24 protein-coding genes are annotated in these 22,690 nt (G+C 54.0%); 11 read left to right on the top strand and 13 right to left on the bottom strand.

Annotated elements, in window-relative coordinates; genetic code table 11:
• Nucleotides 1–6 precede the first annotated feature (6 nt).
• Together ulaE and ACMYSL_RS26405 are read left to right on the top strand one after the other, a co-directional pair.
• Nucleotides 7–861 carry an L-ribulose-5-phosphate 3-epimerase UlaE gene (gene ulaE / locus ACMYSL_RS26410; protein WP_434660497.1) on the top strand — a complete coding sequence of 285 codons (855 nt, stop codon included), beginning with the start codon at nucleotides 7–9 and terminating at the stop codon, nucleotides 859–861.
• Nucleotides 861–1,547 carry an L-ribulose-5-phosphate 4-epimerase gene (locus ACMYSL_RS26405; RefSeq protein WP_434660495.1) on the top strand — a complete coding sequence of 229 codons (687 nt, stop codon included), beginning with the start codon at nucleotides 861–863 and terminating at the stop codon, nucleotides 1,545–1,547. The genes ulaE and ACMYSL_RS26405 overlap by 1 nt, the downstream gene beginning before the upstream one ends.
• A 154-nt stretch (nucleotides 1,548–1,701) precedes the next feature.
• On the opposite strand, the gene ACMYSL_RS26400 is transcribed toward ACMYSL_RS26405, so the two are convergent.
• On the bottom strand, nucleotides 1,702–1,977 hold the full coding sequence (locus ACMYSL_RS26400; protein WP_181483908.1) for a DUF1471 domain-containing protein: 276 nt from the start codon (nucleotides 1,975–1,977) through the stop codon (nucleotides 1,702–1,704).
• 340 nt (nucleotides 1,978–2,317) lie between these two features.
• Between ACMYSL_RS26400 and rpsF the strand changes: the two genes are divergently transcribed.
• From rpsF to ACMYSL_RS26375, 5 genes are all read left to right on the top strand, one after another.
• The gene (gene rpsF, locus ACMYSL_RS26395) at nucleotides 2,318–2,713 is read left to right on the top strand and encodes a 30S ribosomal protein S6 (RefSeq protein WP_004098001.1); all 396 of its coding nucleotides are present in this window, start codon (nucleotides 2,318–2,320) and stop codon (nucleotides 2,711–2,713) included.
• A gap of 5 nt (nucleotides 2,714–2,718) precedes the next feature.
• On the top strand, nucleotides 2,719–3,033 hold the full coding sequence (gene priB, locus ACMYSL_RS26390) for a primosomal replication protein N (protein ID WP_110274451.1): 315 nt from the start codon (nucleotides 2,719–2,721) through the stop codon (nucleotides 3,031–3,033).
• A 4-nt stretch (nucleotides 3,034–3,037) separates the two neighbouring features.
• On the top strand, nucleotides 3,038–3,265 hold the full coding sequence (rpsR, locus tag ACMYSL_RS26385) for a 30S ribosomal protein S18 (protein WP_002210155.1): 228 nt from the start codon (nucleotides 3,038–3,040) through the stop codon (nucleotides 3,263–3,265).
• A gap of 39 nt (nucleotides 3,266–3,304) precedes the next feature.
• Nucleotides 3,305–3,754, top strand: a complete 450-nt coding sequence (gene rplI / locus ACMYSL_RS26380) for a 50S ribosomal protein L9 (protein ID WP_110274450.1) — start codon at nucleotides 3,305–3,307, stop codon at nucleotides 3,752–3,754.
• A 146-nt stretch (nucleotides 3,755–3,900) separates the two neighbouring features.
• On the top strand, nucleotides 3,901–4,833 hold the full coding sequence (locus ACMYSL_RS26375) for a DMT family transporter (RefSeq protein WP_182235742.1): 933 nt from the start codon (nucleotides 3,901–3,903) through the stop codon (nucleotides 4,831–4,833).
• 53 nt (nucleotides 4,834–4,886) lie between these two features.
• Here the strand turns inward: ACMYSL_RS26375 and ACMYSL_RS26370 are convergent, their stop codons facing one another.
• The 6 genes from ACMYSL_RS26370 to ACMYSL_RS26345 form a co-directional block, all read right to left on the bottom strand.
• Entirely contained in the window at nucleotides 4,887–6,167 is a 1,281-nt protein-coding gene (locus ACMYSL_RS26370; protein ID WP_112216190.1) for an MFS transporter, read from the bottom strand.
• Nucleotides 6,168–6,293: 126 nt separating this feature from the next.
• On the bottom strand, nucleotides 6,294–8,378 hold the full coding sequence (locus ACMYSL_RS26365; protein WP_434660494.1) for an FAD-binding protein: 2,085 nt from the start codon (nucleotides 8,376–8,378) through the stop codon (nucleotides 6,294–6,296).
• Nucleotides 8,375–9,916 (bottom strand): acyl CoA:acetate/3-ketoacid CoA transferase, encoded by a 1,542-nt coding sequence (locus tag ACMYSL_RS26360; protein ID WP_434664278.1) that lies wholly within the window; start codon nucleotides 9,914–9,916, stop codon nucleotides 8,375–8,377. The genes ACMYSL_RS26365 and ACMYSL_RS26360 overlap by 4 nt, the downstream gene beginning before the upstream one ends.
• A gap of 10 nt (nucleotides 9,917–9,926) precedes the next feature.
• On the bottom strand, nucleotides 9,927–10,703 hold the full coding sequence (locus ACMYSL_RS26355) for an enoyl-CoA hydratase/isomerase family protein (protein ID WP_434660493.1): 777 nt from the start codon (nucleotides 10,701–10,703) through the stop codon (nucleotides 9,927–9,929).
• A gap of 9 nt (nucleotides 10,704–10,712) precedes the next feature.
• Nucleotides 10,713–11,558, bottom strand: coding sequence for a sugar phosphate isomerase/epimerase family protein (locus ACMYSL_RS26350; protein ID WP_434660492.1), 846 nt, complete (start codon nucleotides 11,556–11,558; stop codon nucleotides 10,713–10,715).
• Nucleotides 11,559–11,567: 9 nt separating this feature from the next.
• Nucleotides 11,568–12,359 carry a 3-ketoacyl-ACP reductase gene (locus ACMYSL_RS26345; RefSeq protein ID WP_434660491.1) on the bottom strand — a complete coding sequence of 264 codons (792 nt, stop codon included), beginning with the start codon at nucleotides 12,357–12,359 and terminating at the stop codon, nucleotides 11,568–11,570.
• Nucleotides 12,360–12,568: 209 nt separating this feature from the next.
• On the opposite strand from ACMYSL_RS26345, the gene ACMYSL_RS26340 reads away from it, so the two are divergent.
• Complete coding sequence (locus ACMYSL_RS26340; protein WP_434664275.1) at nucleotides 12,569–13,219, top strand: TetR/AcrR family transcriptional regulator; 651 nt, start codon at nucleotides 12,569–12,571, stop codon at nucleotides 13,217–13,219.
• Here the strand turns inward: ACMYSL_RS26340 and ACMYSL_RS26335 are convergent.
• Nucleotides 13,203–13,865 (bottom strand): OapA family protein, encoded by a 663-nt coding sequence (locus ACMYSL_RS26335; RefSeq protein ID WP_434660490.1) that lies wholly within the window; start codon nucleotides 13,863–13,865, stop codon nucleotides 13,203–13,205. The two genes, ACMYSL_RS26340 and ACMYSL_RS26335, sit on opposite strands and share 17 nt — an antisense overlap.
• A gap of 255 nt (nucleotides 13,866–14,120) precedes the next feature.
• Between ACMYSL_RS26335 and fklB the strand changes: the two genes are divergently transcribed.
• Nucleotides 14,121–14,741 (top strand): FKBP-type peptidyl-prolyl cis-trans isomerase, encoded by a 621-nt coding sequence (gene fklB / locus ACMYSL_RS26330; protein WP_182235749.1) that lies wholly within the window; start codon nucleotides 14,121–14,123, stop codon nucleotides 14,739–14,741.
• Between the two features lie 306 nt (nucleotides 14,742–15,047).
• Nucleotides 15,048–16,451 (top strand): D-serine/D-alanine/glycine transporter, encoded by a 1,404-nt coding sequence (gene cycA, locus ACMYSL_RS26325; protein WP_434660489.1) that lies wholly within the window; start codon nucleotides 15,048–15,050, stop codon nucleotides 16,449–16,451.
• A gap of 115 nt (nucleotides 16,452–16,566) precedes the next feature.
• Here the strand turns inward: cycA and ytfE are convergent, their stop codons facing one another.
• From ytfE to ACMYSL_RS26305, 4 genes are all read right to left on the bottom strand, one after another.
• On the bottom strand, nucleotides 16,567–17,229 hold the full coding sequence (gene ytfE, locus ACMYSL_RS26320) for an iron-sulfur cluster repair protein YtfE (RefSeq protein ID WP_181483897.1): 663 nt from the start codon (nucleotides 17,227–17,229) through the stop codon (nucleotides 16,567–16,569).
• An 83-nt stretch (nucleotides 17,230–17,312) separates the two neighbouring features.
• Complete coding sequence (locus ACMYSL_RS26315) at nucleotides 17,313–18,284, bottom strand: DMT family transporter (RefSeq protein WP_434664273.1); 972 nt, start codon at nucleotides 18,282–18,284, stop codon at nucleotides 17,313–17,315.
• 75 nt (nucleotides 18,285–18,359) lie between these two features.
• Nucleotides 18,360–19,184, bottom strand: coding sequence for an AraC family ligand binding domain-containing protein (locus tag ACMYSL_RS26310; RefSeq protein ID WP_434660488.1), 825 nt, complete (start codon nucleotides 19,182–19,184; stop codon nucleotides 18,360–18,362).
• Between the two features lie 80 nt (nucleotides 19,185–19,264).
• Nucleotides 19,265–20,113, bottom strand: coding sequence for an SDR family oxidoreductase (locus ACMYSL_RS26305; RefSeq protein WP_434660487.1), 849 nt, complete (start codon nucleotides 20,111–20,113; stop codon nucleotides 19,265–19,267).
• A gap of 90 nt (nucleotides 20,114–20,203) precedes the next feature.
• Between ACMYSL_RS26305 and ACMYSL_RS26300 the strand changes: the two genes are divergently transcribed.
• Complete coding sequence (locus tag ACMYSL_RS26300) at nucleotides 20,204–20,581, top strand: winged helix-turn-helix transcriptional regulator (RefSeq protein WP_112216241.1); 378 nt, start codon at nucleotides 20,204–20,206, stop codon at nucleotides 20,579–20,581.
• A gap of 28 nt (nucleotides 20,582–20,609) precedes the next feature.
• Here the strand turns inward: ACMYSL_RS26300 and ACMYSL_RS26295 are convergent, their stop codons facing one another.
• On the bottom strand, nucleotides 20,610–22,562 hold the full coding sequence (locus ACMYSL_RS26295; protein WP_434660486.1) for a bifunctional 2',3'-cyclic-nucleotide 2'-phosphodiesterase/3'-nucleotidase: 1,953 nt from the start codon (nucleotides 22,560–22,562) through the stop codon (nucleotides 20,610–20,612).
• Nucleotides 22,563–22,690: the final 128 nt, after the last annotated feature.

Genomic DNA, 22,690 nt, shown 5'->3' with positions numbered 1-22,690 from the left:
GCAACTATGCTGTCGAAACAAATTCCGCTCGGCATCTATGAAAAAGCGCTCCCCGCAGGAGAGTGCTGGATGGAGCGGCTGAAGCTTGCGAAAAAGCTGGGTTTTGACTTCGTCGAAATGTCGGTGGATGAAACTGATGCCCGACTGGCGCGTCTCGACTGGAGCCGCGAGCAGCGTCTGGCGTTGGTCAACGCGATTGCTGAAACCGGCGTGCGCGTTCCGTCCATGTGCCTGAGCGCACATCGTCGCTTTCCACTTGGCAGCGAAGACGACGCAGTACGTGCGCAGGGGCTGGAGATTATGCGTAAAGCGATCCAGTTCGCCCAGGACGTCGGCATTCGCGTGATCCAACTGGCCGGTTACGACGTTTACTATCAGGAAGCCAACAACGAGACGCGTCGTCGCTTTCGTGATGGACTGAAAGAGAGCGTCGAGATGGCAAGCCGCGCGCAGGTGACGCTGGCGATGGAAATTATGGACTATCCGCTGATGAACTCCATCAGCAAGGCGCTGGGCTACGCGCACTACCTAAACAATCCATGGTTCCAGCTTTACCCGGATATCGGCAATCTGTCGGCGTGGGATAACGACGTGCAGATGGAACTCCAGGCGGGGATCGGGCACATCGTGGCGGTGCATGTGAAAGATACCAAACCCGGCGTATTCAAGAACGTGCCGTTTGGTGAAGGGATTGTCGATTTCGAGCGCTGTTTCGAAACCCTCAAGCAGAGCGGCTATTGCGGGCCGTATCTGATTGAGATGTGGAGTGAGACCACTGACGACCCTGCGCTCGAAGTGGCGAAGGCTCGCGATTGGGTGAAGGCGCGCATGGCAAGCGCCGGTCTGGTGGAGGCGGCGTAATGCAAAAGCTCAAACAGCAGGTTTTTGAAGCCAACATGGATCTACCGCGCTACGGGCTGGTGACCTTTACCTGGGGCAACGTCAGCGCTATCGACCGTGAACGCGGGCTAGTGGCGATCAAACCCAGCGGCGTTGCTTATGAAACCATGAAGGTAGACGACATGGTGGTGGTGGATATGGACGGTAATATCGTAGAAGGCCAGTACCGTCCTTCTTCTGATACCGCCACCCATCTGGCGCTGTATCGTCGCTATCCGAGTCTTGGCGGCGTGGTGCATACCCACTCTACTCATGCAACGGCCTGGGCGCAGGCGGGGTTAGCCATTCCCGCGCTAGGGACGACCCATGCGGACTACTTCTTTGGCGATATTCCCTGCACCAGGGCATTAAGTGCCCAGGAGGTTGAAGAGGCCTATGAGCTGAACACCGGGCACGTCATCATCGAAACGCTGGACGAGGCTGAACCTCTGCATACGCCGGGTATCGTGGTCTATCAGCACGGTCCGTTTGCCTGGGGCAAAGATGCGCATGATGCGGTGCATAACGCGGTAGTGATGGAAGAGGTGGCGAGAATGGCGTGGATTGCCCGCGCGATTAACCCGCAACTAAAGCCCATCGATAGCTGGCTGATGGACAAACACTTTATGCGTAAACATGGGCCAAACGCCTATTACGGGCAAAAGTAAGGTACGTGCTCCGGAGCTTTTCATCGTAATGATGAATCAACCGGTCTGGCTCCGGAGCCTTTTTTAATTTTGTTGATAAGCCAGGAAGCGAAATAATGCGCAATCGCATTAAGACTTCGCCCCGCAATGGAGGCGAAGTCAAAAAGACGGGGAGTTAACGGTAAATAGCTGCACTGGCATGAATCAGGCCATTGCTTCCTGGCTCATGGAGCAGGATCGGCTGAAAATATTTCGCTCCCTCGGCATCGCTCTGCTGGCTAAGCGCCCGATCGGCTTCTTGCTCAGTGGCCATGTTGTGGTTGATATAGATAACGCCAAGGCTCTGCACATCGTCCATGTTGCGTGCCTGACGCCCATCGATTTTGATGGCGGCCAGCGCGTTGGCGCTCAGCAAAAGCGCAGCCATCATGGTAATGAGGATATATTTCATACTCTACGCTCCTTACTGACAGTCCTGACGTTAACCCGGCTCCTTTAGGTTATGGATTGCTGCTGATCTAAGTGTAATAGCTGTCTGCCGGGCGTATCGCGACCATTTCTGATGCAGTTGTTCAAAAAATTGTCGCATCCGTTATTGATGAATTTTAAATCACTGGTTTAGTGTGACTTTGCGCTTAGTGCGAATTATCTACGCAATTCACTTGTCTTAAACCGCTTACGCACGTATTATGACGCGTCAATTTTTCAGCCGCCCTTTAATCACGTTCCTTGCCTCCATGGGCCGCGGCTGACCCAGACAGGAGGCTGAATAATCCGTAAGGAGCAATTCGATGCGTCATTACGAAATCGTTTTTATGGTCCATCCTGACCAGAGCGAACAGGTTCCGGGTATGATCGAACGTTACACTGGTGCAATCACTGCAGCAGAAGGTACGATCCACCGTCTGGAAGACTGGGGCCGCCGTCAGCTGGCTTATCCGATCAACAAACTGCACAAAGCTCACTACGTTCTGCTGAACGTTGAAGCCCCGCAGGAAGCGATCGATGAGCTGGAAACTAACTTCCGCTTCAACGACGCCGTTATCCGCAGCATGGTAATGCGTACTAAGCACGCAGTTACCGAAGCATCTCCGATGGTTAAAGCGAAAGACGAGCGCCGTGAGCGTCGCGAAGATTTCGCAAACGAAACCGCAGATGATTCCGAAGCTGGGGATTCTGAAGAGTAATCCTGATGACCAATCGTCTGGAACTGTCCGGCATAATCTGCAGGACTCCACTTCGTAAGGTCAGCCCGTCAGGAATTCCACACTGCCAGTTCGTGCTTGAGCATCGTTCAGTGCAGGAGGAAGCCGGTTTTCACCGGCAGGCATGGTGCCAAATGCCCGTTATTATTAGCGGACACGAAAACCAGGCCATTACTCACAGTATAACGGTCGGTAGCGCAGTAATCGTTCGAGGGTTCATTTCTTGCCACAAGGCAAAGAACGGCTTGAGCAAAATGGTTCTGCATGCCGAGCAGATTGAATTGATAGATTCTGGAGACTAGCCATATGGCACGTTATTTCCGTCGTCGCAAGTTCTGCCGTTTCACCGCGGAAGGCGTTGTTGAGATCGATTACAAAGACATCGCAACGTTGAAAAACTACATTACCGAAAGCGGTAAAATTGTCCCGAGCCGTATCACCGGTACTCGTGCAAAATACCAGCGCCAGCTGGCTCGCTGCATCAAGCGCGCTCGCTACTTGTCCCTGCTGCCGTATACCGATCGTCATCAGTAATCGGCCGCTGTCTATTAACGACTTTAAGAGGATAAGGTAATGCAAGTTATTCTGCTTGATAAAGTAGCAAACCTGGGTAGCCTGGGTGATCAGGTTAACGTTAAAGCGGGCTATGCTCGTAACTTCCTGGTACCACAGGGTAAAGCTGTTCCTGCTACCAAGAAAAACGTTGAATTCTTCGAAGCACGCCGTGCTGAACTGGAAGCCAAACTGGCTGACGTTCTGAACGCTGCTAACGCACGTGCTGAAGCAATCAACGCACTGGGCACCGTTACCATCGCGTCTAAATCTGGCGACGAAGGTAAACTGTTCGGTTCCATCGGTACCCGCGACATCGCTGACGCTGTAACTGCAGCTGGCGTTGCCGTAGCTAAGAGCGAAGTTCGCCTGCCGAACGGCGTTCTGCGCACCACCGGTGAGCACGAAGTGGACTTCCAGGTTCACAGCGAAGTCTTCGCTAAACTGGTTGTTAACGTTGTAGCTGAGTAATTTTTTACTCAACTCGCGTCGAGACGCCGGCCTTGTGCCGGCGTTTTGCTTTTCTACCTTTGCCCAATCTTTTCCCTGTATGGTAGCTATTCTTAGCAACTTTCTGGATAATAAAATAAAACACTATTTTATTTCTGGTGAAGTGAATGGATGCACCCTCAATTTTTTCCCGTAAGAATGTAGCCTATGCCTGTGCAACCCTCTGCTGCTTGTTGTGGGGAAGCGCCTACCCTGCGATCAAGAGCGGTTATGAACTGTTTCAGATCGCCACTGATGATATCGCGTCAAAGATAGTTTTTGCTGGCTACCGTTTTTTATTTGCCGGCATGCTCTTGCTGCTCTTCGCCCTGCTACAGCATAAACCTATCAGTCGCCTGAAGGGCCGCCAGTATGGACAGCTGGTGGTGCTGGGGCTGACGCAAACCTCCATCCAGTATATTTTTTTCTATATTGGATTAGCGTTTACCACCGGCGTCAAAGGGTCGATTATGAACGCCACCGGTACCTTCTTCAGCGTACTGCTGGCACATTTTATCTACCAAAATGACAAACTAAGCTACAACAAAACGCTCGGCTGTATTCTTGGTTTTACTGGCGTGTTGCTGGTGAACTTTAACCACTCGCTAAGCGACTTTAGTTTTATCTGGCTGGGTGATGGCTTTGTGGTGCTGGCGGCTTTTGTTCTGTCGGCGGCGACGCTCTACGGTAAACGCATTTCGCAGACGGTAGACCCAACGGTGATGACCGGCTGGCAGTTGTCTTTTGGTGGTATTGCCCTGCTAGTTGGCGGCTATTTGAGCGGAGGAACGCTCGCCGTACATGGCACTGCATCCGTGTTGATTCTGGGCTATCTGACGCTCCTCTCTTCAGTCGCTTTTGCACTATGGAGCATCTTACTCAAGCATAATCGCGTGGGCATGATCGCGCCGTTTAACTTTCTGATCCCCGTTTCCGGCACGGTACTGTCGGCTATTTTCCTCGGCGAAAATATTTGGGACTGGAAATACGTTGTTGCGTTGGTACTGGTGTGTACCGGGATCTGGTGGGTGAATAAGGCGAGTAAAAGCCAGGCACGGTAAGATAAACAGGCACTATAAACAAGGTTATAGTGCCTGGCCCTCATTAAGAAGCGTTAGTTGGTCGCCAACTGCATCTCTTCAGTTGTTACCGTTGGTTCTTTAATTAATACCCATAGCGCGATTGCGCCGATAATATCAAAGAACGCCAGAGCAACGAAGAAAGGGGCGAAGCCAATGATGCTGACGAAAGCGCCGATGAACAGGTTAAACAGCAACTGTCCTGACCATGCGCATGCGCCGGCCATTCCCACAACGGTAGCGACCTCGTCTTTTTTAAATAAATCTGCGCCCAATGTTGCCGCTACCGTGGACAGCAACTGGTGAGAGAAGGCACCAATACTGATGAGAACCACCGCGATGTAGGGGTTGTCAACAATACTGACTAACCCAATTGTCATCATAATGATGGCAGCGATAGTGAATGTAATACGACGAGAGTTGATCAGGCTGATACCCCTGTCATTAAAGAACTTCGCTACAAAACCGCTTGCCAGACAACCCAAATCACCTAAAAGAAATGGCAGCCAGACGAACATCGCTATCTCTTTTAAGCTGAAATGCAGCGTTTCAACGAAGAATATCGGTACCCAGAAATTAATTGTCCCCCACGCCGGGTCTGCCAGGAAACGCGCAATGCCAATTCCCCAGAAATTACGTTGCTTAAGAATTGAGATAACTGAAGCTCTCTCCTTTTTTTCCGAGCTAAGATGTTTTTCTTGCCCGGATTCAATATAGTCGCGTTCTTCCTGAGATAATCCTTTGGCGTCTTTTGGATCTTTATAGAAAATGAACCAGAAGATGGCGGCAAATAAAGCCATGGCTCCTGAGACAATAAAGGCAAATTGCCAGCTATGGAACATGATGCACCAGGCGATAAGCGGCGGTGCGAGCATTGCCCCCAGAGATGTCCCCATGTTGAAGACGCCAGTGGCAATACCACGTTCTTTTGCCGGAAACCATGTGGAAGCCGTTTTGACGCCTGCAGGAATTGCCGAGGCTTCGCTAAATCCCATGATGCTACGCATAAATGCCAGACCTTGCCATGTCCCGGTCAGAGCATGTCCCATCGTTGCCAGACCCCAGATAGCGGCGCAGATGGCAAAACTAATTTTTAATCCTACGGTATCAATAAAGAATCCCATAATGGGTTGGCCAAGCGTATAAGCGAGTTGGAAAGCGCTGACAACCCAGGAATATTGCTCTTTGGTAATCCCTGTTGTTTCCATTATTGTGGGAGCGGCAATGCCTAATGCCGTACGGTCTAAATAATTTATCACGGTAATAAAGCATACGAGTGCAATCATATGCCATCTATAATTTTTAATTTTCTTCATGGGCAGACCTTTATAATAGATATATATTTTGATTCCCTGGTGTTGATTCACTCACCAGGGAAAGTCAGGCATGTCACAGAGCTGTTTTTATGTATTGGCCGTAGGGCGCGGTGGTGTGTTAAATATCTACTTTGAACTTTCGCTTAAATAGATTTTACCGCAAAGAAAGTCTGGCCAGTTTTTTTCAAAATAATTATTCTTAATATCGCAAAGGCTCCTTAGTTTTTTGTCAGCAATAATCCATTTGTTTTGATGATATTTGATCGTGATTTTACACTCTTTATCATGGCTCTTTTCGGGGCGGAAGCGCCAGGCTTCTACCGCGCCCTGGCGAGCGACTGGCAGGCATTCTCCGTTGGCATCCAGAATCATTCTTGCGCCCCGGCTTCCCCCGCCAGCCGTGACATAATGGTCCAATGCGGTGAGAACCGCTGCCGACGTCACCGTTAGCTGCCGCCACATAAACAGTTCTGCAATTTCAGCCGGGTGGTTGATGGTCAGCCCATGCTGCCGGACAAACTCCAGCAGGAGCTGCGCATCGCGGCTGGCATGGCCAATATCTTCAGCACGGCAAATAAAACCGGCTGAATCGGACATCCGCGCCTGAATTTGCTTTTTGACCATCAGTAACGACATTCCGGATTGATTCTCCAGCGCCTGGCCGATGACCTCTCTGACCGTCGCCATCGCCGTTGCAGCCAGCGCGTGCAGATCGTCCGGATGATCATGCCTGCCCGCTTGCGCAATATAACGTGCCAGCCGCACGGCAAAGACCTGTCCGGCGTTGAGCGCCGCGCCGCCGGGGCGGGTGACGCCGTGGGTTCCGGCGACTTCACCTACTGCAAAGCAGCCGGGCAGGGACGTTTGCCCCCAGATGTCGACCTCAATACCACCATTCATATGCTGGTTGTTCATGGCGAACTGCAATGGCTCTTGCGCCAGGTCGTGACCGTGCATTTTATACAGGGCGATCGATAGCGGGTTCATTTGTCGCAAGCGTTCAATCGGTAGCGCCGCCAGCGCGTCGTTGTTGTCCAGATAAGCCCGCACGTCGTCTTCGAGCCGTTCCAGCGAGAAGGGGAGATCGCCCGGCACCGCTTCAGGATTGCGGTTAAAGTCCATATAGACTTTGCGGTCCAACTGCTGCTCATGCGCCACCGCCATATCTAACAGGCTGGAGCCAAAGTCCATCACCCTGGTCGCATGGAACGGCCATTGATACCCTTTACGGAAGATATTGGACGCCAGCTCCTTGGTGGTGCGGTAGTAGTCGGCGAGGAAATTATGCTCGTTACCGTCGCTATCAACCGAATAGATATAGGGGATCACCTGCACGTAGGTGCCGGATAAATTCCACGGAAAGAGGCTGCGCGGTGTACCGATACCAAACTGGCTTTCCGTCAGGTTGGCCAGCGTCATTCCCTCCTCCAGCGCCAGCCCCAGTGAACCGAAGCACTTATGGGGGTAGACGCTGTCGCGATACAACTCTCCAGGGCCGCCGGTGGCCAGCACCACGTTAGGTGCGACGACCAGCGCCAGTCCCCACGGATTATGGGCGCGGGAGCCGGTTGCCATAATCGCCCCGACAACGCGTTCGCTACCTGAGTCATCGCGCTGACGCAGCAGCTTGATAATCGTCGCGCTGCTCAGCAGCGGGATATGCAGCCGCTGCACTTCTTCCAGCAGAACCTTCACCATCAGGCGCGAAGTTCGTGGGCCGCATGAGGTGGCGCGCCCAGCTTCATCGTGGTCGGTTTGATAGCGCAGAATCGCGCCATATCGGTCTTCCGGCAGCTCCAGCCCAAGGAATTGCAACCCGCCCAGCGTGTGCAGAGAACCTACCGCTTCCACATAGGCGGTGTCGTGATCCATGGCGCCGCCGCTGGCCAGCGCGTCGGCCAGTTTAAGGAAATTATCGCCATTGCCTGCGGTGGCGGCGGTAAACAACGTCTGCTTATCCGAACCGGAACAGGCGGAGGTCCCCATATATAATCCGGCGGTTGCCAACAGCACGTTTTGCTGGCGGCGTTTTAGCTCAACGGCAGCGCGTAGCCCCGCAGCGCCGCTACCGACCACCAGCGCATCGGCTTTCCATACCGGGTAGTTGACGTTATCAAGCGTCAGAACGGAATTTGGTTCTGCCTGAGTGAATCCCTTAGGAAAAGAGACATGCGTCAGGGCGTCAAGGATGGCGTCATTAATCTGGCTCATGCTTCCCCCATCGCGCTAAACAGCGCGCTGTCCATCAGGCGCGGCTGGTTGAACAATGGGCGGAAAGCCATATACGGCAGAATATCGCGCTCAATATCGACGCCAGGGGCTACCTCGATTAACTCAACGCCCGCCTCCGTTAACTGAAACACCGCGCGTTCCGTGATATACAGCACTTCCTGTCCGCTCTGGCGGGCGTAGCTGGCGCTGAAAGTGATCTTTTCCACCGCGGTAACCAGCTTCGGGATCTGCCCTGATTGCTCGATTTGCAGGCCGTCTGGCGTGACGTTAACCCTGCTGCCTTTGGCGTCAAATGTGCCGCAGAACACCACCTTGCGGGCGTTCTGCGCGATTTCCAGAAAGCCGCCGGGTCCAATCAGATTGCCGTTGAGATGCGACACGTTGACGTTGCCCTGCTGGTCCATCTCACCCATGCCGAGGAAAGTGATATCGATCCCGCCGCCGCTGTAAAACTCAAACTGGTCCAGCGAAGGAATAATGGCATCGGCGTTGCGCGCGCAGCCAAAAAATGCGTCGTCCAGCATCATGCCGTTATGCACGCCTTGCTCCACGCTGAGCCACAAGCTCTGATAAGGCACACCTTCGCGCAGGGCGATGCCGGGAATGCCGCCGGGAATCCCAAAGCCGAAGTTGGTGGATGCACCAGCCACCAGCTCACGGGCGGCGCGGCGGGCAATCAGGCGACGAACCGGATGGCTGACCAGCTCTATTGCATCACTGGAACAAAGGCGGCGATGCTGGCCGCTGATCGTCAGATCGTAGCCGCCGAGGTAGGTCTGCGGCTGTTCGCGATACTCCACGATACCATCGACCAGAATCCCCGGCAGAGTGACGCTACGCGGGGCAATTGCGCCCGACTCCAGCACGTCGCGTACCTGAGCGAACACCTTGCCGCTGCTATTGTGCGCCGCCAGCGCCATCGAGTAGCTATCCATATTGATCGCTTCCTCTTCAAGACTGACGTTGCCGCGCGGATCGGCGTAGGTGCCGCGCACAATGGCGTAATCCACCTTAAACGGGCGGTAGCGCAGTTTCGTTTCGCCATCGATCTCAATCAGTTCGACCAGATCGTCAGTGGTGCAGGCGTTGGACTTTCCGCCACCATGGCGCGGATCGACAAACGATCCCAGCCCAACGTGGGTAATAAGTCCCGGCCGACCAGCGCCGATTTCCCGCAGTAGCGCCTGAATCACGCCGCCGGGAAAGCAGTAAGCTTCAATCTCTTCGTTTTTCACCAGCGCCTGCATTTTGGGCGACCAGGTGAAATGCCCGGCGATAATCCGCTTGAGCATCCCGGCGTGGGCGAAGCGGTTGGTGCCTTTGTGGTCGCGATCGCCAATGCCCAGCGAATGGATAAGCGTCAGGTCACGAGGGTGCCCGGTTTCCAGAAAGCGTTTTTCAATCGCTGCCAGTAAATAGTCGGCTTCGACCATGCCGCCGCCGTTGCCGCTAATAGCAATGGTGGCACCATCTTTAATCTGCGCGGCGACAGCGTCGGCGGTTGTGATTTTATTCATCATCCTTTCCTTATTGATTCTGGAAACTCGCCTGGCTTTTATTGGCAAAAGCCTGCGTCGCCTGCTGGCAGTCCTGGGTGGCGGACATTAATCCAGCCAGTAGTTGGTGCGAGTAGTCGGCATGTTTATTTTCCAACGCCAGAATGAGCTGCTTAATATGCGCCAGGGCGACCGGGCCGCATTTCTCTACTGCACTAAGCTGATTTGCAAGCCAGCTCTCCGCTGCCTCTTTTTCCACGACTTCATTAATCAGTCCTGCGGATTGCGCCTCCTGGGCGTTAAGACGTTGACCCAGCATCAGCATCTGGCGACCCACCACCGGACCGACCTGATTCAGCACCCGCTCGATGCCCAGCCAGCCGGGGACCATGCCGAGCATCACTTCCGGGGTGGAGAATTTTGCCGTCGGTCGGGCGATGCGAACATCGCAACTCAGCGCCAGTTCGATGCCGCCGCCGATGGTGTGACCGTTAATATTCGCCACGGTAAGCTGCGGTAAATTGCGCAGGCGGGAAAAAACCTCGTTGCCGCGCTTAATCCATTTTCGGCCCATATCCAGCGGTGAATAAGCGGACCAGGATTTAATATCACCGCCCGCGCAGAAAAATTTATCCCCGGTGGCGGTTAATTCCACCAGGCGCAGCGAGGTGTCATTTTCAATTTCGTTTAAATAGCGATCGAGTAATTCGATCATCTCTTCATTAATAGCGTGACATTTATCTTCACGGTTCAGCGTCAGGCGACAGGAAGCCGCCGCTCTGCTAAACAGAACGGGTTGTTCATTCATGATTCATCCTTAGCAATAATGCGCGATGCGGTCGACGCTAATATCCAGCGTGCTGTTGATATCCTTTTTCCACCAGTTGTGCGGTGAGAAAATCTCTAATTCCACCGCGCCGTTAAAACCGGCGTTTTCCACCAGCCGACGAATCGACGGGATATTAATCACGCCATCGCCCGGCATACCCCGGTCATTGACCAGATCGGTGGTTGGCACCAGCCAGTCTGAGACGTGAAAGGCCAGAATGCGTTTTCCCGCTCGCAGGATCTGATTTGCGAGATCCGGATCCCACCAGACGTGGTAAACATCCACCGCCACGCCCAGCCCGTATTCGCCGTCGGGATCGAGTTCATCGCACCAGTCCAGCGCCTGGCGCAGGGTGCACAGGCAGGAGCGGTCGGCGGCGGTCATCGGGTGCAGCGGCTCCAGGGCGATAGGCACGCCGACTTCCCTGGAGTGCGGCAATAGCTGACGAATGCCGTACTTCACCTGCTCCCGCGCCTCGTATAAATCTTTGCTCCCCTGCGGTAGTCCGCCTACCACCTGCATATAGCAGGCGGCATTCAGGGTTGCGGCATCGTCCAGAGCACGGCGGTTGTCATCAATGGCGATCTTACGTTCTGACAGGGTCGGCGCGGTGTAGTACGTGCTGCGGCAGTATCCGGACACCGCCATGTTGTTCGCCGCCAACTGACGGGCGATGTCCGCTAAATTTTCGCCCGTAAGCTCTCTTCGCCACGGCGCAATCGCGCCAATCCCGCGCTCCGCGCAGGCATCAATGATGGCGGGCAGCGGCGTTTTGTAGCCGAGCGTCGCGGTATTGATGCTAAACAGGTCGGGGCGTTGCAATAAATCTCTCATTCTTCGACCTCAGAAACGCGGCATGCTCAGGCCGCCATCAATCGCAACGGCCTGCCCACAGGTGTAGATCAGCTTGCCTTCCGCCATGGCGCGGACGGTTGAGGCGATATCTGCCGGGAAGCCCCAGCGGCCCCACGGCACCAGCCCTTTGGCGATCAGATCGTCATAGTAGGCGGTGGCGGGAACGGTCATTTCGGTTTTAATCAGCCCGGGGCGGACTTCATAAACGCCAATTTGCTCGTCGCACAGACGGGCAGCGAACAGGCGAGCGGCGGCAGAGACGGCGGTTTTGGCCATCGTGTATTCGCCACGATTCATTGCCAGCATGATGGCGTTGATTGAGCTGACGAAAATAATCGAGCGATGCGGGAGTTCGTTTTCCGGCTTCGGCTGCGCCAGCAGGCGCTTGCTGAACGACTGCGCGAGGAAGAAGGGGGCGCGGGTATTGACGGCAATATTTTCGTCAAAGCTGTCCGGCTGCATGTCGAGAATATCACCGCGCTTTTTGACCGAGATCCCGGCGTTGTTCAACAGGCAATCCAGCCGACCCCATTGATTTTGCGCGGCGTCGAGCATCTCTTCGTGCAGCGACAGGTCGGCAATATCCGCCGGGAAGCAGATAACCTGCGCGCCTTCGGCGATGCATTCCTGCAGGGTGGCTTTCAGCTTTTCAATACTTTCAGCATCCGGACGATCGTTGATTAAAAGATTGAATCCGGCACGAGCCAGCTCAAGCGCGCAGCCTTTGCCAATACCGCGAGCGGCTCCGGTGATGATGGCGACGGATTTATTCGATGTCATTTGTAACCTCACAATGAAGAAGGGCATCCCCTGGTGGTATCAAAATGCCTACGGAACATTAAAAGATCAACCATCTAGTTGGTTGGTTTGTGAGTTTGATCACTGGGTTCTTAATAACATACTGAATTATATTGTTTTTATGCTTTTTACTGGAGCTGGTGCAAAATAACGTTATGATAAGTACCGCGTGGGGCGAATGGGGAACCGGAATGTATCTTGATACCAGCAATGCACAAAGCCTGAAAGAAAAACTGCTTTTAAGCGCAGTCAATGAATTTGCCGAATATGGTTATGAAGGCGCCAGGGTTGATAATATTGTTAAAGCGGCAGAGTGCAGTAAACAAACCGTTTACCACCACTTCGGTAATAAAGAAAATTTATTTATCGAAGTCCTGGAATATATCTGGAACGATATTCGCCAGAAAGAGAAAAATCTTGATGTATCAGGGCTTTCCCCTAATAAAGCCATCGAGAAGATTATCGATTTTACGTGGGATTATTACATCGATAATCCCTGGTTTCTCAAAATCGTTCATAGTGAAAACCAGAGCAAAGGGGTTCATTATGCAAAATCAACGCGTCTGCCGGAAATTAACCACTCGCACCTGCAACTAATGGCTTCGCTGCTTGACGAAGGGAAGCGACAAAATATCTTCAAAGCCGATATCGACCCGCTGCAGGTCAATATTAGTATTGCCGCCCTTGGGGGGTATTACTTAATTAACCAGCATACTTTAGGGCTGGTTTACCACATCAGTATGGTCTCGCCGCAGGCTCTGGAAGTCAGGCGTCGGGTCATCAAAGAAACCATTCTGAGTTGGCTTCTCGTGACGCCTGATTCTCTCAGCGGGCGCGAATAAAGCTGCCGTTCGACTGGCGGGTAAACAGCACCTGTTGGCCGCTGCCGGTATCGATAGTCAGCCCCGTTACCACGCCGCTGGCGTTCTGGCGAATCTGCACCGTCTGCCCGGTTTGCAGTGAACTGAGCGGTTTACCCGGGCCTTCCACCTGCGCCATGGCGTAAACATCGGTTGGCGGCAGATTATGGTCGCGGAATAGCTGCGCGAGAGTTTTGCCTGATTCAATGCGATAGGTCCGCCACTGCTGCTCTATACCGGGGGTTGACTGTGGCTCCTGGTACGGTTGAGATGCAGTCTGCTGTGGTGCCTGGTCCGGTTGTTCATCCTGAATGGGCTCCGGCGCGACCGGTGCCATCTGATCGGCGTCGTTGACCGGCGGCGTGTTGGTGATAGGCGGCAGCGGGACGGCCTGATTGCCTGAAGATTGCGGCTGCGACTGAGATTGCAGGTCGAGATTTGCTTCACGGCTGGCCTGCGCCGGGCTGCTGTTATCTTCAGACGGGAGCAGAATACCGATAATCACCAGCAGGGCACCGGCAATGATGCCCCGGCGATGCATGGGCGGTAATGGATCCATGATGCGAATACGATCCGGGGCGTGCCAGATCTTCGCCAGGGTAGATGTCAGTTCAAAGCGCCCGGGCATGGCTTTCCTCCTGCTCCGCATATTTTTATCCTGCTCTCTAGAGTATAGATGGCTAACTTCCTGAAGGACGAGACAAAGATATGTTTCGTGAGGTTAACCTTATTTCTCTATTGTTTCTGTTTCCCTTAGATTTGTCATCATCCAGGCGACAAAGTTTTACCCGTCGTGCTGTGGCTGCTATGCTTCCCACCGGCTTTTTCCGCTTCTGCCGCGAAGCCGTAGAGTATGAAATTCTCACCCAATAAAGGAACAAAGATGGCAACCCCGACTTTTGACACGACTGAAGCACAGGCAAGTTACGGTATCGGCTTGCAGGTTGGACAACAGCTGAGCGAATCTGGCCTGCAGGGGCTGCTACCGGAAGCGCTGGTCGCCGGTATCGCTGATGCATTGGAAGGTAAACAGCCGCAGGTGCCGGTGGAAGCCGTTCATCGCGCGCTGCGTGAAATCCACGAACGTGCGGATGCCGTGCGTCGCGAGCGCTTCCAGGAAATGGCCGCGGATGGCGAGAAATACCTGGATGAAAACCGCGAACGCGAAGGCGTGAACAGCACCGAATCCGGCCTGCAGTTCCGCGTTCTGACCCAGGGTGAAGGCCCGATCCCAGCCCGTACTGACCACGTTCGCGTTCATTACACCGGTAAACTGATTGACGGTACCGTCTTTGATAGCTCCGTCGCGCGCGGCGAGCCGGCTGAGTTCCCGGTAACCGGCGTTATCGGTGGCTGGATTGAAGCGCTGACCCTGATGCCGGTGGGCTCCAAATGGGAACTGACCATTCCGCACAACCTGGCCTACGGTGAGCGCGGCGCGGGAGCATCCATTCCTCCGTTCAGCACCCTCATTTTTGAAGTTGAACTGCTGGATATTATCTAAACAGCAGGGGCTTCCTCTCCCGTTCGGGGGAGGGGGCGCTTTAAATAGTGTAAAACCCTTAAGTTAGGCATTTATTAGAGCTTTGTATTGCATATCTGCTTTATGGGTGTATTTTTGTGAGCTCTTTCGCGCAACTGGAGTGATATAACACTCACTTTAAACATAAAATTAACATTATCTCTAAATCATAGTATTCATCCCTCCGATTCTTACCTAATATCGATAAACCCCTCGTTCCAGGGTTAAGACGAATTAAGGGCCAATAGAGCCCGAACAACACAGACAGGTACAACAGGAAAAAATCACATGGTAGATCAGGTCAAAGTCGCTGCCGACGAGCAGGCTCCGACTGAACAATCGCTGCGGCGAAATCTCACTAACCGGCATATTCAGCTTATTGCTATCGGTGGTGCGATAGGCACCGGGCTGTTTATGGGCTCCGGCAAAACTATTAGCCTCGCCGGGCCATCAATTATTTTTGTTTATATGATAATCGGCTTCATGCTGTTTTTCGTCATGCGCGCCATGGGTGAATTACTGCTGTCGAATCTCGAATATAAATCGTTTAGCGACTTTGCTGCCGACCTGCTGGGGCCGTGGGCAGGATATTTCACCGGTTGGACCTACTGGTTCTGTTGGGTGGTCACTGGCATGGCGGACGTGGTGGCGATCACCGCCTACGCTCAGTTCTGGTTCCCGGGGCTTTCCGATTGGGTTGCGTCGCTGGCGGTTATTCTGCTGCTGCTGAGCCTTAACCTCGCCACCGTGAAGATGTTCGGTGAGATGGAGTTCTGGTTCGCGATGATCAAAATCGTCGCCATTGTGGCGCTGATCGTGGTTGGTCTGGTGATGGTGTTGATGCACTTCCAGTCACCGACCGGCGTCGAAGCCTCTTTCGCTCATCTATGGAATGACGGCGGCTGGTTCCCGAAAGGTATTAGCGGATTCTTTGCTGGCTTCCAGATAGCGGTCTTCGCTTTTGTCGGTATCGAGCTGGTGGGCACTACAGCGGCGGAAACCAAAGATCCGGAGAAATCCCTGCCGCGCGCAATTAATTCCATCCCGCTGCGTATCATTATGTTCTACGTTTTCGCGCTGATTGTGATTATGTCGGTGACGCCGTGGAGCTCAGTGGTACCGTCGAAGAGCCCGTTCGTTGAGCTGTTTGTTCTCGTCGGTCTGCCAGCGGCGGCCAGCCTGATTAACTTCGTGGTGCTGACCTCGGCGGCTTCTTCCGCCAACAGCGGCGTATTCTCGACCAGCCGTATGCTGTTTGGTCTGGCGCAGGATGGACAGGCACCGAAAATGTTCGCCAAATTGTCTAAGCGTGCTGTCCCGGCGAAAGGCCTGACCTTCTCCTGCATGTGCCTGCTTGGCGGCGTGGTGATGCTGATGGTCAACCCGAGCGTGATTGCTGCTTTCACCATGATCACCACGGTTTCAGCGATTCTGTTCATGTTCGTCTGGACGATTATCCTGTGCTCATATCTGGTGTATCGCAAAAAGCGTCCGCAACTGCATGAGCAGTCTAAATATAAGATGCCGCTGGGCAAGCTGATGTGCTGGGTATGCATGGCGTTCTTCGTCTTTGTGTTGGTGCTGCTGACGCTGGAAGCCGATACGCGCGAAGCGCTGATCGTGACCCCGCTGTGGTTTATTCTGCTGGGGGCAGGTTGGTTGTTTGCTGGTAAGAAACGTCTGGCGAAATAAAAAAATCTTCAGAAGAGATTTTCAACGTTGCTTGCAACGGCCCGTCATAAAAAAGGCCACCCGGAGTGGCCAATAAGACTGACAATGTCGAGGGCGCCTACGGGCGCCTTTTTATTTACTTTCCTGCGAGGGCACGCGGGAACAGCACGTTGTTTTCCAGGCTGATGTGCTCCATTAGGTCATCAATGAGTTCGTTGATGCCGTTGTACATCGCTTTCCAGGTGGTGCAGGCTTCCGGCGGCGGCGTCACGTTGTTGGTGATGTGTTTAATCACTTCCAGCAGCTCGCCAGCATCATCATGCTCACTTTCCATCACGCTGATGGGGCCGCCAGCCTGAGTGCCCATACCCTGTTTGATCATCGGGAACAAAATCTGCTCTTCCTTCATCATATGGCTGGAAAGCTCCTGATGCAGCATGGTCAGATATTTGGTCAAGCCTTTAGGAACGTTAGGTTTGTCGGCGTGAACGCGTTCCACTTTAGTGGCCTGTAAAATCAGCTCCGGCAGCTGCTCGCGGTGCCTGTCGTGGTAGCGAACGATAATATGATCGATGATTTCCGCATACGGCACCACTCGCCAGTCGCGCTCGACCGGCTGCTCCGCCAGTTTCGCCAACTCGGCCTCAATCACCGCGACGTCCAGCTCTTTGCGGGATGCCGCGCGATCCAGCGTCTGTTTGCCGCCGCAGCAGTAGTCCATATCGTATTTACGGAACAGCGCGGAGGCGCGCGGAATTGTCAGCGCCAGCTCACCTAAAGGTTGGTCACGGAAAGCCATATGCAGTTACCTCGTTATCAAAAATATAAAATGTATTTTAAATGCATCTTATTGGCAAGGGAATACCCATTTAGGGTACCAGGCTATTTTTTCTCGCTGACCAGTTCTTGTAATACAGGCTTTTCCGGACGAGCACGCACTGCGGACACCACGCCGAGCACCAGTAGCAGAATGCCGCTGAACGTCAGAAACGGCGGCAGACTCTGGCGCAAAATAAAGGTATACAGCAGCCCGGCGAGGGTTTCGAAGACAATCAGCGGCCCGAGGATCACCGTCGGCAGGCGCTGGCTGGCTACGTTCCAGCACCACGCGCCGACCCATGAACAGAACACGGCGATCGCCAGCATCAACGTGATAAACACCGTTGGGCGCGGGCCAAAGGGCAGCGGAAAGCTAACCTGCTGTCCGTGCAGCCACCAGCAGGCGGCAAGGTATCCGGCCAGCGAAACTGGCAGCGTCACCAGCGCCTGCGCCGTGGCCCACATCATCGGCGGTTTATCGGGGTTTTCCCGCAGCCAGCGCGCATTGCGCAGGGCATACCAGGCCCAACAGACCACAGAAATGCAGGCCAGACCAACGCCGGAGCCGTAGCGCCAGGGGCTGAAATCAGGCAGACCCTGACGCAGTTCGGCGATATTGACGCACGCCAGGCCGACGGCAATGCAAATCAGCGCCGGGAACAGACGTCGCCACGGTAGCTTACCGTCACGCTGGCTATAGAGCAGGTTGGCAAAGACCGGCAACACCACCGGCAGGGTACCGATAATCATCGTTGAGACCGGCGCGCCAGTACGTTGAATGGCGCTGGCCAGGCAGACGTAATAGATTAAGTTGCCCATCATGGTCAGCCCCAGCGCCGTCCACCAGTCTTTGCCGGAGAGCTGACGCAGCCGGGCGCGACCAAGCCAGGCCAGCGGCAGGGCAATTAGCCCCAGCGCCAGGTAGCGCCCCATCGACTGCAATACCGCCGGATATTCCGGTACCAATAATGGACCGACGAATATCAATCCCCACATCAACCCTGCCAGCAGGGCATACAGCACACCGCTAATCATCAAGTCTTCCATCGCTATTTCTGTTGGCGAAAGTATAGGTAGGGTGAATGCGAGAATATTGTATGAGATTGCGCTTTAGCGCGGGAGAACCTGTTTTTGATAACGCACTGGCGTAATGCCATAGCGGCGGGTGAAAGCGCGGGTCAGATGCGACTGGTCGGCCAATCCGGCGGCGAGAGCGACATCGGCGGCGGGCATGCCGCGGGTGAGAAAAGCTTTGGCGCGCCACAGGCGGATAGCCATCAGCATCTGGTGCGGCGTAACGTGGAAGTGGGCCTTAAACTGGCGCTGGAAATGATACGGGCTGAGCGCCGCCACCTGCGCCAGCTCATCCAGGGTAACTGTACGCATATAGTTGTCGTGCAGATATTCGCGTACACGCTCAAAGCGGTGAGCAGCCTCGGGCAATATAGCGGCGTGGTGGGCGAACGGACGGAAGGTGTCGATTAAATCCAGCAGCAGACCCTGCTGCGCCAGCGGATCGTCGGTGTGCCACAGGCCGTAGATCAAATTGCCAATTTGCCGGGAGCGCAGCGGGTCCTGACGTACCACTTCCCTGAACCACCAGTGGCGCACACCGGTCACCTCTTCCAGCATATCCGGATCGAGATATATCATTCGATAGCGCCAGCCATCGGCGGTTTCCGCCTCGCCGGTATGCAGTTCATCGGGGTTCATGGTGACGATGGAGTTGACCGACGCCACGTGCTGGCTGCCGCGATAGCGAAAACGCTCGGCGCCGAGTTCAATCGCGCCAATACCAAAGGCTTCATGGGTGTGTGGTTCAAAGGCGTAGCGGGAGATATGGGCATGGTACAGTTCGACGCCGGGCACCTGCGCCAGGTGGCGAAAGCGCGCGCTGTCTTTTTCATCGTTGAACTGTTCTGGTACGCCTTGCATGTAATCACTCCCGACGAACATCCTTTCATTATTGAGGATGGCCCGCCGGGATGCTACAAAAATTAACCAGTATGTAACAGTTACAGAATGCCTTTGACGCTCTCAGCCAGCGTAGTGGTCGGGCGGCCAATCAACGCGCTCAGGGTGCGGCTGTCGTCAAACAGGCCGCCTTTTGATGCGCCAACATCAGAGTCGGCCAGCATATCAGCCAGACCAGCAGGCAGGCCGACGCCTTTCAGCGCAGCGGCGAAGTCGGCTTCGCTGAGGTTTTGATATACCACGTTTTTACCGCTTTGTTTGCCCAGCTCTGCGGCAAGTTCGCTCAGCGTCCAGGCGTCGTCACCCGCCAGTTCATACACTTTCCCGGCATGGCCCTCTTCGACGATCACGCGAGCCGCGGCGGCGGCGTAATCAGCGCGGGTGGCGGAGGCGATTTTGCCGTTACCGGCGGCGCCGATAAACACGCCATGCTCAATCGACGGCGGCGCGCTGGCGAGGTAGTTTTCGGTGTACCAGCCGTTGCGCAGCAGGGCGTACGCAATGCCGGAGTCAGCGAGCATTTTCTCGGTGGCAATATGTTCATCCGCCAGTCCCAGCGGGGATATATCGGCGTGCAGCAGGCTGGTATAGGCGATAAATTTCACCCCAGCGGCCTTAGCGGCATTAATCACGTTGCGGTGCTGGACGGCGCGCTGGCCCACTTCGCTCGATGAGATCAGCAGCAGTTTATCGACACCCTGCAGGGCGGCGGTCAGCGCGGCTTCATCGCTGTAGTCGCCCTGACGAACCATTACGCCTTGTTGGCTTAGAGATTCGGCTTTGGCAGGATTACGCACAATAGCGACAATCTGCCCGGCAGGGATGGTGTTTAACAGGTTTTCCAGAACGTGTTGGCCAAGCTGGCCGGTAGCACCAGTAATTGCGATCATGGGTCTTCTCCTTCGTGTTCATAAGTAGTTGTGGTAAGCTAACACCTTAACTAACTTTTAGTAAGTACGTACAAAAAGGTAAGTATGAATATGGCGAATCTGACGTTGAGTGAGCAGCTACGCAACGGCAACCTGTTTGCCGAACAGTGCCCTTCACGCGAAGTGCTCAAGCATGTGACCAGCCGCTGGGGCGTACTGATTCTGGTGGCCCTGCGTGATGGCACCCATCGGTTTAGCGATCTGCGCCGCAAGATCGGCGGCGTGAGCGAAAAGATGCTGGCCCAGTCGCTGCAGGCGCTGGAGCTGGATGGGTTTATCGATCGCGTGTCGTATCCCGTTGTACCGCCGCATGTTGAATATAGTCTGACTCCGCTCGGCGAGCAGGTGAGTGAGAAGGTGGCGGAACTGGCAGACTGGATAGAACTGAATCTGCCCGCAGTTCTGGCGAACCACGAGCAGGTGGCGTGAGCCGGGAGAGTTCCCGGCTAACAGGTCATTACTTACTCAAATCCAGCTGATAAATGGCGAAACCAATCTTGTCGGTATCTACCTGATGCATCGGATACTGTGCTTTCTCTTTAATAAACGCTGCGGCTTTATTGTCCGGTGAAGTCTCAAAGCGAATATCCAGCGGTGTTTTACTGTGGATGGGGGCCAGGCGCCAGTTGTTATCCGCTGTTGGGTGGATCTCTCCATTTTTCTTCGTCTGTGCGTCAACCCAGTCTATCAGCACTGTGCGGTTCTCATCGGTCGAGGCGAAGGCAATATGGTCTTCGCCGGTGCCCTTGAATTTACCGCCGTAGGCGCGGTAGTTGTTGGTGGCAATGAGGAATGTGGCATTCGGGTCAACAGGTTTACCGTTAAAGGTCAGGTTCTTAATCCGCTCGGCTTGCGGATTAATTTCATTACATTCGCCGTCGTAGCGTGCTGGTTGAGTAATATCAATCTGGTAATCCACACCATCAATGACATCAAAGTTATAGGTGCGGAAGTCGTCCCAGTTAATTAGATATTGTGGTTTACTGCTGGTTGGGTCGATCTGATTGAACTGCCCGGCGGAGCACTCCAGCCACTCTTTGACCTCTGTACCGCTGACCTTCATCACCACCAAAGTATTTGGGAACGGATACAGGTCTGCCGCGTTGCGGAAGGTTAGCTCGCCTTTTTCCACAACAACAAAGCCAGCAGGGTCGTTTTTACGTCCGCCAACCTTGAACGGCGCGGCGGCGGAGAGTACCGGCAGTTTCGCCAGATCCGCCAGGTCAGAATTCTCCTCAAGATGGCGCTCGACATAGGCTTTCTGCGCCATATTCACCACCTGCACGGTCGGATCGTCTTGTACCAGCGCCAGGTAGCTGTACATGTTGTCCGACGATTTACCGATCGGTTTACCGACGAACTCGCGCGTAGCGTCATGGTCGGCTTTTAATACCGCCACCATTTTACTGTCCTGCGCCGCCAGCGATTTTTTTGCAACGGCATCATAAATTGGCCGAGCTTCGGCTTTCGCCTGGGTGACCTGCCATTTACCGCTGTCGTTATTTAGCACCAGATCGACGACCCCAAGATGATCTCCCCACATTCCAGGCATGACCGCCGGAACGCCGTTAAGCGTACCTTTGTCGATATCTGCGCCTTTAATATCGGCGAAATCTTTGCTCGGGAACACCGCATGAGCGTGGCCAAACATAATGGCGTCGACGCCGGGAACTTCGCTTAAATAGTAAACGGAGTTTTCCGCCATCGCCTGATAGGGATCGGCAGAAAGGCCGGAGTGGGCGATCACCACCACCACATCAGCGCCTTTTTCACGCATCTCCGGAACGTATTTTTTGGCAGTTTCGGTAATGCTCTCGACGGTGACCTTACCCTGGAGATTTTTTTTATCCCAGCTCATGATTTGCGGCGGCACAAGGCCAATATAGCCAATACGCAATGTGTGAGTTTTACCGTCATGATCCTGAACCTGAGTATCCTGAATGAGGTAAGGGGTAAACATCGGTTTGTTGGTCGTGGCGTCGATGATATTGGCGTTTACGTAGGGGAATTTCGAACCCGAAAGCGCTTTGCGCAGGAACTCGAGGCCATAGTTAAATTCGTGGTTGCCGAGGTTGCCTACCACATAATCCAGGGTATTCATCGCTTTATATACCGGGTGGATATCGCCTTTTTTCTGCCCTTCAGCAACCGTATAGTCAGCCAGCGGGCTTCCCTGGATAGCATCGCCGTTATCAACCAGCACGCTGTTTTTGGCTTCCTGACGCGCTTTTTCAATCAAAGATGCGGTGCGTACGAGACCAAATTTTTCCGTCGCGGTATCTTTGTAATAGTCAAAGTCCATCATGTTGCTGTGCAGATCGGTGGTTTCCATAATTCGTAGATCGACCGTTGCCGCATTTACGCTGGCAGCGATCAGCGTGGCCAGCAGCGTTGCGCTAAACTTAATCATCAGAGGCATCCTTTCATGAGCTATGACACAGTAGAAAATGTTTTTACATTCTGTTGCTTACATAAATGTGAATCATGCCAGAAAAACGGTCAATGAAACCGCCAGCGTTATCACAGATAGCGGAACTC

Origin of the sequence: Klebsiella sp. MISC125 (assembly GCF_051131775.1) — a bacterium.
Classification (GTDB): domain Bacteria; phylum Pseudomonadota; class Gammaproteobacteria; order Enterobacterales; family Enterobacteriaceae; genus Klebsiella.
Note: the sequence above shows the minus strand (reverse complement) of the source record. Positions and strands in the feature narration are given on the sequence as shown.